Genomic DNA, 14,373 nt, shown 5'->3' with positions numbered 1-14,373 from the left:
CACAGGAACCGAAAGTCCGATGAAAAAAAACATACTTCTTATTTTTATTACTCTTTTGACGGCCGCTTTTGCGGGCTGCGGAGACAACTCCGAAGTGATTGAAACACTCGACGGAAACAAAATCACCGTAAACAGTTTTGAAGATACTTACAACGTTGCCATCGACGCAATGAGCCGCGTGCAAAACATCGAGAAAGAAAATCTTCTCGAGTTCATCTCCAAGGACATCAACGAAGTTCCGGAGCAGATGAGGGCCCTGAACTATCAGTTCCAAAAAAAGAATTTTTACGATCAGTATAGAGATATGATGATCACAACGATCGCGGCCGAAAAAGACGGTTTTACCAAACGCGACGACATCAAAAAGATTCTCAAGTTTCAAGAGATGCAGATCGTTTCTCAATTGTATGTGATGCACCTCGTGGAAAGCAAAATCAAGATCTCCGAAGAAGAAGCGATGGAAGAATGTCAAAAACTCCGCGCGAAAGAACCGCAAATCGGTTCTCTTCCGATCGATCGTTGTATTCTTTTCGCAAGAGCGAAGTTGAAAAAAGACAAGTCTCAGGAAATTCTTCCTAAGGTTCTCGAAAGAATCAAAGAACAAGTTTCGATCAAACACAATGACAAGTTCGATCTGGAAGCGTTCTTAAAAAGAAAAATCGGAGCGAGCGCGACCGATAAGAAAGAAGAAGCTCCTGCTACCGGGACTGAAGCTCCGAAAACGGAAACTCCGAAAACGACCGGACAGTAAACTCCCTTGAATCATTATCTGAACGCCTTTCTGAGAAGCATCATTGAGGCGATCACCGAATTTCTACCGGTGTCCTCCACGGGACACCTGTTCTTATTCAGTTCCTTCTTTCCGTTTAGCGGAGAGCATTTCGGAATCGAGTTCGACGACCTTTTCGATATTTTCATCCAAAGCGGTGCGATTCTTTCGGTTCTGTTTTTGTATCGCGCCCGATTTTCCTCCCATATCGTTTCTTCGTTTCGTTATATTACGAAACAAGATTCCGATTCGGAAGGATTTCATTTCGTACTTCAGATTTTGATCGGTGCGTTTCCGATCATGGTCGCCGGTTTTGCCGCAAAGAAATTTCTGGATACGATCAAAGCGAGACCGGATCTTTTATCGATTCTCGCGGGAGCTTGGATCTTCGGAGGAATTTTGATTCTCGTGGCCGAATGGTTCTTTCACAAAAGACAAGGAAGCAGTGAGCGCAAACCGGTCGGTTTTAAGGATGCGATCCTGATCGGAATCTTTCAATGTATGGCTCTTGTTCCCGGGATGTCCCGTTCCGCGGCGACGATCATCACAGCGCGCTTTTTAGGAAAAGATACGAAGAGCAGCGCGGAGTTCTCCTTTTTTCTTGCGGTTCCCGTTTTGCTTGCCGCGGGAATTTATAAACTGTATAAGTACCGTTCCATCTTAAACGGAGATACGATTCCCGTTTTGGCGTTCGGTTTTCTAATTTCCTTTCTTCTTTGCACCTTGGTGATCCGTTGGTTTTTGCGTTATCTGCAAAAACATTCGTTTAGCGCTTTCGGGGTTTACAGAATTCTATTGGGGGTCGGCGTTCTCGTTTTCACTCAATTTATGAGATGAAAATTGAATTCACGAGAATAATCTGACACCGGTACTCGGAATGCGCCTCCGTATAACTCTAATTCTGTTTTTGATGTTGCTCGGGGCGCCGATCTTTGCGCAGACGGAAGAACAGATGCTCCGGTTTATCACGGGCGGGGCGGGAACTCCGGAACAAGGCCCTTCTTCTTCTCTCGGAGACGATAAGAAACTCGCGATCCTGAGAGCCAAGAACCGACTTCTCGGTAAGTCCATCGATACGCTTCCGGACAGGGAAGTGGACGATCTTTTATTATCCCTCGGTTTAACAAGAGACGGTTCGCTGTTCAGCAGAAGAAAACGTCTTCGCGCTGCTTTGGAAGAATCCCTTCCCGTTGCCGCGGATCCGTTGTCGGCGTTGCCTCAACAGAAAAAAGCGCTTCCGATTTCGATCGAAAACGCGTCCGAAGGGGAACTTCTCCAGGTGGATAAGAATAAGTCGGGCGTTCTTGTTTTACGAGGCCGAGTTCGTCTGAAACTCCGTTCCGGCTCGATCGAAGCCGAAACGATCACCGTGGACAGCGAACGTCAGGAGATCTACGCGGAAGGCGGAATTATCTACAAAGACGGTCGTGCGATCGTGGAAGGGGATAAGTTCATCTATGATTTCCGTTTGGAAAAAGGGGTCGTGTATAAAACGAAGGGAACGTTTGCGCCGGCTCACTTTATCGGAGAAAAACTGAAGAAGCTGGACGACAAACGTTACGCTTTGGAGATGGGATACTTTACGATTTGTAACGCGGAAAAACCCCATTATTCCTTTAAGGTAAACCGTCTTTATATCTACGACGACAAAACCGTAATGGCGACGAACGTGCGTTATCAGGTCGGAGGTACGACCGTTCTCTGGCTTCCTTTTCTTTACAACAGCAACTTAGGAAACGGATGGATCACCCAAGCCGGTAAGAACAATACGCAAGGTTTGTTCCTGCAGAACTCCTATCAGTGGTCCGTTATGCCTTCCTTTGCATTCGCACCGATGGGCTACAAGGTCCGGGCCGATTTTTACGAAAAGACCGGACAAGCGTTTCACTTGGAAATGTGGAAACAAAGTCCGGCGTTGAATTATTTGATCGATGTCGCTTATGCGAATCATAGAAATTATCAGATCTCCGGCGCGTACGAGGATCGGTTTCACAACTTCGGAATCGGAACGACGGCTGTCACCAATCAAGTGGACAAGGGGGCGTTGTTTCCTTACGATCCGAATAATCCTGCGCGTAAGACGGGCCAGGACGTTGAACCTTGGTGGAAAGGAAGAATCATGTTGAATTCCAAATTCCACAACACGGAAAAAGACGTTACGCGAAACCTCAGTTTTCAATACGAGAATTACTCCAACAGACTTTTTGAATACGAATACGGAAACCGATACGAACCCGCGAACACTCTTCAGTCGCTTTATACCGCGAGAAACGTTCGCCTCGGTTTTATCCGAAACACTCTCGAATGGAAGTTCGATTACACCGAAAACCGGGGCGATCTTTCCATTAACGTGGGAATGAAGCGGAACCTTCTGTATTACATTCTCAATCCGGCGGATAAGTCCGGATATTTTCCGACCGTGGACGTATTGCCTACGACTACGATCCGAAACTCTTCCGAAATCGGAAGGATTCCGTATTTCAACTCGGCCGTGTATTGGGACGTATATTTGAATAACATGATTCTCAGATATTACGGCGTTCCCACGCGCGAGAATCTGCAGATCCCGACTTTAGACGGTTCGTATCAGGATCCTTGGGGAAATTACAGGGAGAACGTTTTACGGACTCAATATTTCACGCAGGGTGAATCTGGTTTACGAACCACTCTCAACCTTGGAAGTTATCTTACCTTTACTCCGAACGCGTTTATCGGAGCGAAAAAACAATCCGCGACGAGCCGAAACAACGCGGCCGTCACGGGAGTTACGGATAATTCGTTCACTTCTCTCGAACGTTATCTCGCTCGCGAATCGTACGAATACGTACGAACTTCCTCCAACCTGCGGTTCGGGATTCCATTGATCTTTTTTAATGCGACGTACCGAAAACTCGAAGCGTATAAACCGGAACTGCAGGACCCGATTCTTGCCAAAACAAGGCAACACGAACTCGAACTTTCCTTGGAAAGTTACGCTCTGGAGAATTTCGAAATCTCGATCCGCACGATCCGCGACCTTCGGAACTTTTCTCCGGAATACAAACCGCAGCCTACGGACGCGGAACGCTGGTATTTTACGGTGGCGCGTTTTTCCGGTTACTTCGACTTCTTGGACGGGTTTCGACCGAAACGAGCCTCTCTCTTGGAAAAGAAAAGAAGCTTTTACTCGGGACTTTTCATCAACAACGACTACGTTCACCACAATCCGAAAGCGAAACCTCTTTCCAACAGCTTTACCGCTTCGTACAAGATGGGGGGATTTACGCTTCCGTTCATTCGTTTGATCCGGGAATTGGAACTCGGGGGAACCTGGTATCACGTGTACAACAGTCCCATTTTGGACGGTTATCGCGTGTTCGTTAAGGCGAATGTGGATTTTACCAGACATTTGGGAATCGAGGCGGAACTCGATTCGAGGGTCAGTCAGCCTTGGAGATATACGAATCAGGTTGGAAATACGTATGATACGTTCTATTATGGAAACGATCCGACTACTTCGGTCGCATCGATCAACTTGGATCGGACCAATTTGCAAAGGGATTTGATCGACGGAACCGGGGTCAACGGAAACGGAGCGAGACAGAACACGGCGCTCAATATCAACCGTTTTATGGGGACGATCAAATACAATCTTCATACGGCGAACTTCCGTCTCGGTTACAGCATGGATTTGCGTGCGGTTCCTGGAGGAAGAACGGACGGACTTGTTTCCTTTTACGATCAGTCCGTATTCTTTTCGATTTCGATCACCGACTTCTCTTTGGGTCAACAGGATTCTTCGGAGCTGACAAGAGTCCGTCTGTTCCGTTTCAGAAAACGTCCGTTCCAAGCCGGGGACCGCGCTGGAATCACATCGGAGAACCCTTGATATGTTGAAGGAAAGAAGCCAAACGTTCAAGCTGATCTTTACCGTATTAGATTTCGTGAATGCTCTTTTCAGTGGCGCGCTCGCGTTTTTGTTCCGGTTCTACTTTTTGGACGAACACGGACTGGATCGTCGATACGTGGACTTGGAAAGTTATATCTTTCTCTTCTTTTTATTGGCCTTCTTCCAGGTGATCGTGTTTATCGCGATCGATCTTTATCATCCTAGAAGAGGACTTTCGTTCGTCGACGAGTTTCTCACCATCGTTAGCGGAGTGTTTCTCAACCTCGTGCTCGTTCTGGCGGTGTTGTTCTTTTTTCGGGGAGATCTGGGGAGCGAACGTTTTTCACGTTATGTGATCCTTGCGTTCGCCACGATCAACACGTTGACGACGGGAGTTCTTCATTATTCGGCGAGAATTCTTCTTCAGAATCTCCGTAAACGGGGATATAATCTTAGAAGCGTTTTGGTCGTGGGAGTTTCCGAAACTTCCAAACGTTTCAACGACGCGGTCATCAAACACGGAATTTACGGTTATAAGATTTTAGGATTCGTTCAGACCAAAGGAGTCAAACCCGTTCGTAAGGACATGAAGGTGATCGGCAAGATCGAAAAGTTCGCGCAGGTTTTGGAAAAGGAAAGACCCGATCTCGTCGTTTATACGCTCGAACCTTCCGAGGGAGATTATCTGAAAGAGGTCCTCGACGCCTGCGATCACGAAGGAATCGATCTCAAGATCGTTCCCGGTTTTCAGGAATTCATCAAAGCCCGCGGAAGAGTGGAGGAGATGGAAGGTCTTCCCGTCATCTCGATCCGAAACATTCCGATCCGGCTCGGATACAACAAGTTCATCAAAAGAACGTTCGATCTCGCGTTTTCGATTTTATTCATTTTGTTTTTCTCTCCGTTCTATCTCATCATGGCCTTGCTCGTGAAACTGACTTCTTCCGGTCCCGTGTTTTACTATCAGGAACGCGTGGGTTTGGATAATAAGAAGTTCAACATGATCAAGTTTCGCACCATGGTGGTTCAGGCGAGGAGCCAATCCGAAACCACGTGGACGGTTCAGAACGACCCGAGGGTTACGAGCGTGGGGAGAATTCTCCGCAAACTTTCCTTGGACGAAACCCCTCAGTTCTTCAACGTGCTTTTCGGGGATATGTCCGTGGTCGGACCGAGACCGGAGCGTCCTCACTTTGTAGAGAAGTTCAAAAACGATCACAGACATTATATGAGAAGACACGCGGTTAAAGCGGGAATCACCGGACTCGCCCAGGTGAAAGGGCTACGCGGAGACACTTCGATCGACGATCGGATCGCCGCGGATATTTACTACATCGAAAATTGGTCTCTTTGGCTCGACCTCAAGATTATTCTACTGACTCCGTTTAAAGGAATCATGGACAAAAACGCCTACTAAAACACTCTGACCCTAAGGGGAGAATCATGAACCTGAACGAAGATTCTTTGCAGAAAATCGCGGACCTTTCCCGTTTGAAAATCCGTCCCGAGGAAAAACAATCCGCTCTTACGGATTTTAACAAGATCCTCGAATACGTCGACCAAGTCAAAGGCCTGGACGTAAGTTCGATCGGAGACGACGAAATTTATTTTCAGCACGAGAACGCGATCCGTCCAGACTTGATGGGAAAACATCTTTCCCGCGAAGAGATCGAAAAGTTCGCCCCGTCCTTTCAAAACGGATATTTCGTCGTTCCTAAGGTGATCGAAACATGAACGAAATATTAAAGAATTCTTATACGGATCTCAAAGCCTCCCTGAACTCGGGAAAAATCACCGCGACGGAACTCGCAAAAGCCTGCATCGATCGGATCAAAGAAGTGGACGGTTCCGTAAAGGCCTTTCTTTCCCTCGACGAAAAAAGAATTTTGGACGCCGCCGCGGAAAGCGACGCTCGTAGAAAAGCGGGAAAACCCCTTTCGGAATTCGACGGAATGCCGGTCGCGATCAAGGACAATATCTGTATTCAGGATACGATCACTTCTTGTTCCTCTAAAATATTAGAAAATTATAAATCACCGTTTCATGCGAACGCAGTGGAAAAACTTCTCGCGAAAGGATTCGTTCTGTTTCCAAGGACGAACATGGACGAGTTCGCGATGGGATCTTCCACGGAGAATTCGGCGTTTCAGACGACCCGCAATCCGTTCGACTTGGAAAGAATTCCCGGCGGTTCGAGCGGCGGTTCGGCTGCCGCAGTTGCGGCCTCCATGGTTCCGCTCGCATTGGGTTCGGACACGGGAGGATCGGTTCGTCAACCGGCTTCTCTTTGCGGTCTTTACGGACTCAAACCCACGTACGGAACCGTTTCGCGCTACGGGCTTGTCGCGTATGCATCCAGTCTGGATCAGATCGGACCTTTTTCTAAGGACGTGCAAGGTTGTATCGATTTGTATTCGGTGATTTCCGGAAAGGATGAAAGGGATTCGACTTCCATCAATCGTCCCGCGTTTTCCGCGAACGACGTTTCCGTTCCCGATCTGAAAGGATTGAAAGTCGGAGTCATCAAAATGACTCCCGAGATTCAACCGGAAGTCGCACAAGCTTACGAAAAACTTCTCTCTCAATTGAAGGAGAAGGGCGCGACGCTTGTGGAACTGGATTTTTCCAAATTCTCCTTTGCGATCCCGATCTATTATATCATCGCCACCGCGGAATGTTCTTCCAATCTTTCGCGTTTTGACGGGATTCGTTTCGGTTCCAGAAAGGACAATACCGGTAAGCTCGAAGATCTGTATGTCGATTCCAGAACGGAAGGCTTCGGACCCGAAGTGAAACGAAGAATTCTGCTCGGTACATTCTCCCTTTCCGCTGGATATTACGACGCGTATTACGGGACCGCGCAAAAGGCGAGAGTTCTGATCCGTAAAGAATACGAATCCTTCTTTCAGAAAGTGGATTTGATTCTGCAACCGACATCTCCTACGACCGCGTTTAAGGTCGGTGAAAAGACGAAGGATCCGGTGCAAATGTATAAAGCCGATATCTGGACGACGAGCGTGAATCTTGCGGGAGTTCCCGCGATCAGCGTTCCGATGGGAACCGACGCGAAAGGTCTTCCGATCGGATTGCAGATCACTGCTCCTCATTTTCAGGAAGGAAAATTGTTCGGAGCCGCTCAAGCGATTTCTAAATTAGAAGGTCTGAATATTCAATTTCCGGAAACGATCGGATGAGTAATTTAACGGCAAGGGTCATTCCCTGTCTGGACATCAAGGACGGACGAGTAGTCAAGGGAGTGAACTTTGTCAATCTTGTGGACGCGGGCGATCCGGTGGAATCCGCGGCGATCTACGAAGAGAACTTGGCGGACGAACTCTGCTTTTTGGACATCACGGCTTCCTCCGATCGAAGGGAAATCCTACTGCATCTCGTGGAAAGGATTGCTGAAAAAATTTTCATTCCTTTTACCGTAGGCGGCGGAATCAGAACCGTCACGGACGTCCGTGCCGTTTTGGAAAAGGGAGCCGATAAGGTTTCGATCAACACGGCTGCGTTTCAAAATCCCGAATTACTCCGAGAATCTTCCGAGATCTACGGATCGCAGTGTATCGTATGTGCGATCGACGTAAAGTTCCACAAAGAACGAGATCGTTACGAAATTTTCCTTCACGGCGGAAGAACGGAAACGGGAAGAGAGGCGCTTGACTGGGCGCAAGAAGCGGCAGCCAAAGGGGCGGGGGAAATTCTTCTTACCTCCATGGATCGGGACGGAACACGAAACGGATTCGATATCAATCTTTTAAAAACGTTTTCTTCCGCGTTGGAAATTCCGATCATCGCATCGGGCGGCGCCGGAAATCCGGAGCACATGGTGGAAGCGATTCTCCGCGGAAAAGCGGACGCGGTTCTTGCGGCTTCCATCTTTCATTTCGGAGAATATTCCATCCGCGAAACAAAAAGTGCAATGCAAGAAATGGGAATCGCCGTTCGGTTGGAATAAATCGATCCGGATCGTCAGCCGAATATCGGAATCGACTTCCGACCTTTTTTTAAAAAACGCCGATTGAAATTCTTTCAAATATTAAAATATAAAAAAACTCTTATATTCTCACGCAAAGAATCTTTTTTCGCTCGTTGCAATTCTCGGCAGTTTCGTGAAAGTTCGAATTCATGGAAAGTCCTATGTCGTCCCCATCGGAGGAAGTCCATCCGTTGCAGGTGCTTCCGCTGCTAAAAGTGGATTCGAACCCGGTCCAAAACACGGCCGGATTCGGGAGAATCTGCGGCGGTACGCTTGAAACCGAAGGAAGACCGAAGATTCCGCCGTTGTCTCCCACTCTGCTTTCAACTGCGGTCTGAAAGAAAAGCTGATAACGATTTACATCGTTGCTGTGAAAGTAATATCTTCGATTTTTTACGACCGGCCAATCGGCGCTTGCCGCGACCATATTTCCCGATTTTCGCTGCGGGGCGGCCATGGAAAACAATACCGCTTTGTATTCGGACGAACTTCCCGGTAGAAATTCGCTTTTCGAGGAAGCGCAAGTCTGATCGGCTCCGGCGATTCCGCCGAGATTTCCGGTAAAATCGTTTCCCCCGTTGTTCGCGAAAAAAAGACATTTGTCGATTTCGCGGATCGCAAGGTTTAACCTCCGGATCGTTCTCTTCTGCGAGTTTCGAATCAGAATGGATCGCTCCTCCTCCTCGCAGTTATCATCGGTATGAACGCTAATCGTAAATCGGATTTTGGACGAACTTTCGTCGACTTGACTCGGAAAGGAAGCGAATGGAGTCCCTGCATTCTCCGAAGTTAAATACAATGGTTCTCCCGGACTTACGGAAGTTACTTCGATTTCTAAATTCCTATTTTCTCCTTCGAGCACCTCTAACTGAGTCGTTGGGACCGATTCCGCAAGAATCCTGCCGTTTTCGGAAATCATAAGATTGAAGAAAAGACCGTTTTGGGAGGCGTCGAGCGAAAACGGTTTCGCTTCGGCGCATCGGAAGAGGAACGAAAAAACGAACCGTGGAAGGAGATAAAAAAGTTTTTGAAATTTTTGGAAACCAAATTCGAATCCGGACATAGATCCGAATATAAAAGATTTCCGTTCGAATTTCCTGTTACTCTATAATTTGGACGCGAAAACCTTATAAGATCACAAAGCGTTGATAACGGTTATTACTTGGTTGAAAAACGTATTTCTTGAAGTGTTATCCACGTGATTGCGGAAGGAAAGCTGCGCGTGATCGAAGTCTTTGGAAATCTGCTTTCCAGCGGCGATTTTATTGGACATCTTTGCGCTCGTCGAGGTCACGATCCCGTCGCTTTTGTTCGCAAAGCTCGGACTTCCGCCGGACAGAATGCTGCAAGCGATCGTGTAAACTGCTTCGGAACCCGGATGCCCGTTGCAAACGCTCATTTCACCGTAAAACGCGGTCACTCTTCCGTCCTTGGACGATTCTGCAAGTAACCGTTCTAAATACGCGTTTTGCGCGCCGCTGATCGCTTCACTCGGAGAAGGGACTTGATACGAAGTTCCTAATGCGTTCGTATAAGCGAGATCCTTTCCTCCATCCGTTCCGGTCATAAAGCCGATGAGCTCGCCGATTGCGCCGAAGTTTCCCTGATAACTGGACGAAGCGAAAGGAGAACCCATATAAGGAGTGCCTAACGTAACGATAAAATCGATTACGTCGTTCGTATTGTTCGCATGATAAAGCGCGGAACGGCTCACCAAACCTCCCATGGAATGAGCGAGAAGAATCACCTTGTCTTCCGAAGTGAAAACCGTGTTGAGCCGATCGATCAGTCTTTTTCCGTTGTTTTCCACATAATCGGATGTGCGATATGTGAACGTATACAATTCGTAAGACGATTGAACTCCGGAACGATTTTGGGAATACATTTCCAGAGCGTCGTCCCAAGTGCTTCTAAGATTGCTCACCTTCGTAAACTTATCGGTGGGCGGGTTGAAACTTTTTTCCTTAAAGTCCCAGCCGTGAATCAGAATGATTTTCGGTTTTCCCTCCTTGAGTTCGGGAGTCGCGACCGCGAACTGATCCGCTGTGATCTGCCCTTTGGTGACGATCAAAGAAACGGGAACGAATTTATAAAGTTCATGATTGAATTCTCCCCAGAATGCGAGCGTGAGTCCTTCGAGGATTTCCTCGGCCATACTTTTTTTTTTGGAGAGGTTCAGTTTCTCCTTCAACTTTTCCCAAGAGAGATTGGAACAGGAGGAAAGGATTGCGAAACAGAGAGAAAATGCGAGAAGTTTGAAGCTAGATTCGTATGATTTCATCATCTTCAAGTGAAAATAAAAAAGAGGAAATTGCAAGAGATAAATCGTAAAATCGGGGAGAGTCTTCGTATCGTAAGGCGATTGTAAACCGGGAGGCGAAAGGCCTACACTCGAAAAGAGAGCAAAGGAAAACGGGAGGTTTCATCTGAAAACGGGAACAACCGCGGCGGAAAAAGATTCGTTATTTAAGAAATTTGAATATTTTTGATACTTGTCTTCCGAACGAAACGGGTTTGTTTTCGTCCGATTCGGAAACGGAAAATGCGATTCGAATCGATTTCGCTTTTTCCCAAGAATGCAAATCGACGGGTGAATGCGACGATCCATCGCTTTCTTGAAATTACTTCCGGTTTACGATTCGATCGAGTACGACTCCCGTCGCAACCGTGACATTTAAGGAAGAAAGATTTCCGTGCATCGGAATCCGCAGAACGAAATCCGATTTTTCCATTAGAATTCGTTTGACTCCTTCTCCTTCGTTTCCCATGAGAATCGCGAGTTCCTGAAGATCGGGAAGCTTGGACCAATCCTCCGTGCCTCGGTCGCTCGTGGAAACGATCCAATATCCGTTCTCTTTCAAAAGTTCGAGCGTGTTCGCGAGATTCTTTACCGTAAAGATTTTAAGAAAGGATAACGCACCCGAAGAAACCTTTTCCACAACCGGAGTGATTCCGGCCGATTCGCGTTCGGGAAGAATGATATTCTTTACGCCGAAACATTCCGCGGTTCTTAAAATATTTCCGAGATTGCCCGGATCTTGGATTCGATCCAGAATCAGGAAGGCTCCGGGTTTTTCGATTAGGAATTCTTCGAGATTCTTTTTAGCCGCGGTCTGCCGCGCGGGAGCTTTCAGTGCGACGATTCCTTGGTGATTTCTTCCCGGAACGAGAGAATCCAATTTATTTCCGGAAACCTTATGGACTTTTACGAACGATGGAATTCGGTTGATGATCTTTTCGGTGATTTCCGTTCCCGGATTTTCCTTAACGAATAGCTCGATAAAAGGAAACGAATGTTCGTTCCCTTGATGCGCCTCGGTAAGTTCGATGAGCGTTCTCTTACCGAAGATGTAGTCCGGTCTGGCTATTTTCGCCTCCAGCGGATTCCGTCTTTCGTGTCCTCGATCAAAATACCTTGCGCCAAAAGCTGGTCGCGGATCGCGTCGGATCGCGCGAAGTCCTTGTTTTTTCTCGCGGTTTGTCTTTCCTCGATCAACGAATCGATTTCGGAATCGATGAGATCCGTTTTCGAAGAAAAATCGAGAACGCCGAAAATACGGTCATAATATGCAAAAAGTTGAATGTATTCGATTTTTTGCGGAGAATCCGCCTGGTTCGTATCGAGAAGAGAATTGATTTGCCGTACGGATTCGAAGACGACGGCGAGCGCCTTGGAAACGTTGAGATCGTCCGCGAGAGATTCTTCGAATTCCTTTTTCCATCCCTGCGTCACGGGCAAAACGAATGCGTATGAATCGGAGAGGGCCGTTTCTTTTTCCGAATCCAAAAGGCGATCCAGGCAGTTCTGAATTTTACGGATGTTTGCGGTCGCTTCCGCGATCCGGTCCGTGGAGAAGTTCAGTTTGGAACGATAGTGCGCGCCGATCAGAAGAAAACGGATCGCCTTCGGGTCCAATCCTTGTTGGACAAGATCGCGTAACGTGTAAAAGTTTCCCTTGCTTTTGGACATCTTTTGTCCGTCCACGAGAAGGTGTTCTGAATGAAGCCAGGTTCCCACGAACGTTTCTCCGGGAAACGCTCCTTCCGATTGTGCGATTTCATTTTCGTGGTGCGGAAACAATAGATCCACCCCGCCGGTATGAATGTCCACTCCGCTATGATACACCTTGCGGATCATTGCCGAACATTCCAGATGCCAACCCGGTCTTCCCGTGCCGACTAACGTCTCCCAGGAAGTTTCTCCTTCCAATTTGGGGCTTTTCCAAAGAACGAAATCGCGCACGTCTTCCTTTTCGTATTCGTCCGTGTCGTAACGGGTTCCGGTTTTCATACCGGAAACGTCGATCTTGCTCAGTTTTCCGTATCCGTTGAATTTTTGGATGGAAAAGTAAAGGCTATCGTCCTTTTCATAGACGAGACCCTTGGCCTGAAGCTTTTGTATGATATCGATCATCTCCGGAATCGACTCGGTGGCTTTCGGATAGTGTTCGAGCGTTTCCGCGGAAACCGTTTTTAAATCTTCGAAAAATGCCCGCGTCCAAGGAGCGGTGAATTCCTGAATGCTTTTTTTGGATGCAATCGAATCACGGATGATCTTGTCGTCTATGTCCGTGATGTTCATCGTCATTTCGACGCCGTATCCTAAAAGTTTGAGCGAACGGCGTAAAACGTCCACGAACAAAAACGCTCTAAGATTTCCGATATGCGCGAAGTTGTAAACCGTAGGGCCGCAGGAATAAACGGTCACCCGTTTGGGATCGGCGGGGGAGAATTTCTCTTTTTTACCCGAAAGGGAATTGTGAAAATAGACTTCGATCATTCGGGAAAGAAAATTTCCCTCACGAATTCGAGGTTGGCTCCGTTCTGTTTATCGCCTTTCAGACCGGCTTCGTTTCCTTCGGTAGGGTAGACCTGCATTCTTTTATCGTTGTTCAGATGATTGAAAAATGCGAACACCGATTTCGGATGCGAGATTTTGTCGTCCATTCCGACGGATACCAGCGTAGGAATCTTGATCTTCTTCGCAAAGTTTATACTATCATAATATGCTAAACTCTTTTTCATCGCGCTCTTTTTGGTCTTCGAGCTGTTCAGCTGAGCGTTGACTTCCTTCATCCAGCTTTTTTCGAGTTTGAGCTGGTTGTCGTCTATATGACAGAAGTTCGGAGTTTCTAAGATGAGTCCTTTGATCCGGTTCGTATAAGCGGCGCCGAATGCGGCGAGGGACGCTCCCAAAGATTTTCCGGCGAGGATGATCTTGTCGCCGTCGATTCCGTCCGTGAGTCGTAAAAATTCGACGGCGCGGATCACGTCGAGATAGAGACCTTTCATGAAGAAAGTATCTCTTCCATCAAGACCTTTGGAAAAATAGCCGGGCGTCCAATCGGGATCGGCGACTTCTCCCTCTTTCAATTGAGGGCGAACCAGTTGAGAACCGTGTCCGCGGAGATCGATGATGAGTTGTGCGACCCCGGTTTCGGTAAGTCCTTTGATGATTGCTGGTCTTTCTTTCCCGTAGTCGTGAAAATAAACCACAACAGGGAGATCTCCCCGTTTTCGAGGAATGACGAGGGTTCCGTTCAAGGTCGCGTTTTGCCAAGACTGAAAGGAAATGTCGTAGATCGTTTCCTTGATAATGGAACCTTTGAGAAGGGCCTTGGATTGTTTTTTAATCGGAAAGTTTTTTAAATCCCGGATCGCCTCGGCCCAAAATTCGTCGAGGTCGCTCGGGCTGTGAAGCTCCGGATAGGTTTGAAAACATTCGTCAAAACTGATCGCCATCTGGAAACATCG

General features: G+C 47.5%; 12 protein-coding genes. 7 read left to right on the top strand and 5 right to left on the bottom strand.

All coding sequences use genetic code 11. From position 1 onward, the window contains the following. The first annotated feature begins 19 nt into the window (after positions 1-19). The 7 genes from LFX25_RS10555 to hisF are packed head-to-tail and all read left to right on the top strand — an operon-like array spanning position 20 to position 8,598. Positions 20-751, top strand: a complete 732-nt coding sequence (locus LFX25_RS10555; RefSeq protein ID WP_118955832.1) for a lipoprotein LipL31 — start codon at positions 20-22, stop codon at positions 749-751. Positions 752-757: 6 nt separating this feature from the next. Beyond that, on the top strand, positions 758-1,606 hold the full coding sequence (locus LFX25_RS10550; RefSeq protein ID WP_238730201.1) for an undecaprenyl-diphosphate phosphatase: 849 nt from the start codon (positions 758-760) through the stop codon (positions 1,604-1,606). Between the two features lie 40 nt (positions 1,607-1,646). Continuing rightward, positions 1,647-4,637 carry an LPS-assembly protein LptD gene (locus LFX25_RS10545; protein ID WP_238730200.1) on the top strand — a complete coding sequence of 997 codons (2,991 nt, stop codon included), beginning with the start codon at positions 1,647-1,649 and terminating at the stop codon, positions 4,635-4,637. 1 nt (position 4,638) lies between these two features. Further along, positions 4,639-6,054 carry an undecaprenyl-phosphate glucose phosphotransferase gene (locus tag LFX25_RS10540; RefSeq protein WP_238730199.1) on the top strand — a complete coding sequence of 472 codons (1,416 nt, stop codon included), beginning with the start codon at positions 4,639-4,641 and terminating at the stop codon, positions 6,052-6,054. 26 nt (positions 6,055-6,080) lie between these two features. After that, complete coding sequence (gene gatC, locus LFX25_RS10535; protein WP_238730198.1) at positions 6,081-6,371, top strand: Asp-tRNA(Asn)/Glu-tRNA(Gln) amidotransferase subunit GatC; 291 nt, start codon at positions 6,081-6,083, stop codon at positions 6,369-6,371. Next, a complete protein-coding gene (gene gatA / locus LFX25_RS10530) occupies positions 6,368-7,831 on the top strand; it encodes an Asp-tRNA(Asn)/Glu-tRNA(Gln) amidotransferase subunit GatA (protein WP_238730197.1) in 1,464 nt (487 codons plus the stop codon). Before gatC ends, gatA begins: the two co-directional genes overlap by 4 nt. Beyond that, positions 7,828-8,598, top strand: coding sequence for an imidazole glycerol phosphate synthase subunit HisF (gene hisF, locus LFX25_RS10525; protein ID WP_238730196.1), 771 nt, complete (start codon positions 7,828-7,830; stop codon positions 8,596-8,598). The genes gatA and hisF overlap by 4 nt, the downstream gene beginning before the upstream one ends. A gap of 100 nt (positions 8,599-8,698) precedes the next feature. On the opposite strand, the gene LFX25_RS10520 is transcribed toward hisF, so the two are convergent. The 5 genes from LFX25_RS10520 to LFX25_RS10500 all read right to left on the bottom strand — a co-directional run bounded on the left by LFX25_RS10520 (position 8,699) and on the right by LFX25_RS10500 (position 14,361). Then, positions 8,699-9,538, bottom strand: a complete 840-nt coding sequence (locus LFX25_RS10520) for a DUF1554 domain-containing protein (protein WP_238730195.1) — start codon at positions 9,536-9,538, stop codon at positions 8,699-8,701. Positions 9,539-9,754: 216 nt separating this feature from the next. Then, positions 9,755-10,900: an esterase/lipase family protein gene (locus LFX25_RS10515; RefSeq protein ID WP_238731571.1), complete on the bottom strand. Its 1,146-nt coding sequence runs from the start codon at positions 10,898-10,900 to the stop codon at positions 9,755-9,757. Between the two features lie 340 nt (positions 10,901-11,240). Beyond that, positions 11,241-11,969, bottom strand: a complete 729-nt coding sequence (gene rlmB, locus LFX25_RS10510; protein WP_319937440.1) for a 23S rRNA (guanosine(2251)-2'-O)-methyltransferase RlmB — start codon at positions 11,967-11,969, stop codon at positions 11,241-11,243. Positions 11,970-11,983: 14 nt separating this feature from the next. Continuing rightward, a complete protein-coding gene (cysS, locus tag LFX25_RS10505; RefSeq protein ID WP_238730194.1) occupies positions 11,984-13,399 on the bottom strand; it encodes a cysteine--tRNA ligase in 1,416 nt (471 codons plus the stop codon). Beyond that, positions 13,396-14,361, bottom strand: a complete 966-nt coding sequence (locus LFX25_RS10500) for an acetylxylan esterase (RefSeq protein ID WP_238730193.1) — start codon at positions 14,359-14,361, stop codon at positions 13,396-13,398. The genes cysS and LFX25_RS10500 overlap by 4 nt, the downstream gene beginning before the upstream one ends. Between the last annotated feature and the right edge of the window lie 12 nt (positions 14,362-14,373).

The organism is Leptospira sanjuanensis (assembly GCF_022267325.1).
GTDB classification, from domain to species: domain Bacteria; phylum Spirochaetota; class Leptospiria; order Leptospirales; family Leptospiraceae; genus Leptospira; species Leptospira sanjuanensis.
This window is presented reverse-complemented; position numbering and strand designations above follow the sequence as displayed.

What these genes read in the sequence shown, in the direction of transcription:
- LFX25_RS10555 (WP_118955832.1), top strand. Translation starts at nt 20, where the DNA reads ATGAAAAAAAACATACTTCTTATTTTTATTACTCTTTTGACGGCCGCT.
- LFX25_RS10545 (WP_238730200.1), top strand. Translation starts at nt 1,647, where the DNA reads ATGCGCCTCCGTATAACTCTAATTCTGTTTTTGATGTTGCTCGGGGCG.
- LFX25_RS10540 (WP_238730199.1), top strand. Translation starts at nt 4,639, where the DNA reads ATGTTGAAGGAAAGAAGCCAAACGTTCAAGCTGATCTTTACCGTATTA.
- gatC (WP_238730198.1), top strand. Translation starts at nt 6,081, where the DNA reads ATGAACCTGAACGAAGATTCTTTGCAGAAAATCGCGGACCTTTCCCGT.
- gatA (WP_238730197.1), top strand. Translation starts at nt 6,368, where the DNA reads ATGAACGAAATATTAAAGAATTCTTATACGGATCTCAAAGCCTCCCTG.
- hisF (WP_238730196.1), top strand. Translation starts at nt 7,828, where the DNA reads ATGAGTAATTTAACGGCAAGGGTCATTCCCTGTCTGGACATCAAGGAC.
- LFX25_RS10520 (WP_238730195.1), bottom strand. Translation starts at nt 9,538, where the DNA reads ATGATTTCCGAAAACGGCAGGATTCTTGCGGAATCGGTCCCAACGACT.
- LFX25_RS10515 (WP_238731571.1), bottom strand. Translation starts at nt 10,900, where the DNA reads ATGAAATCATACGAATCTAGCTTCAAACTTCTCGCATTTTCTCTCTGT.
- cysS (WP_238730194.1), bottom strand. Translation starts at nt 13,399, where the DNA reads ATGATCGAAGTCTATTTTCACAATTCCCTTTCGGGTAAAAAAGAGAAA.
- LFX25_RS10500 (WP_238730193.1), bottom strand. Translation starts at nt 14,361, where the DNA reads ATGGCGATCAGTTTTGACGAATGTTTTCAAACCTATCCGGAGCTTCAC.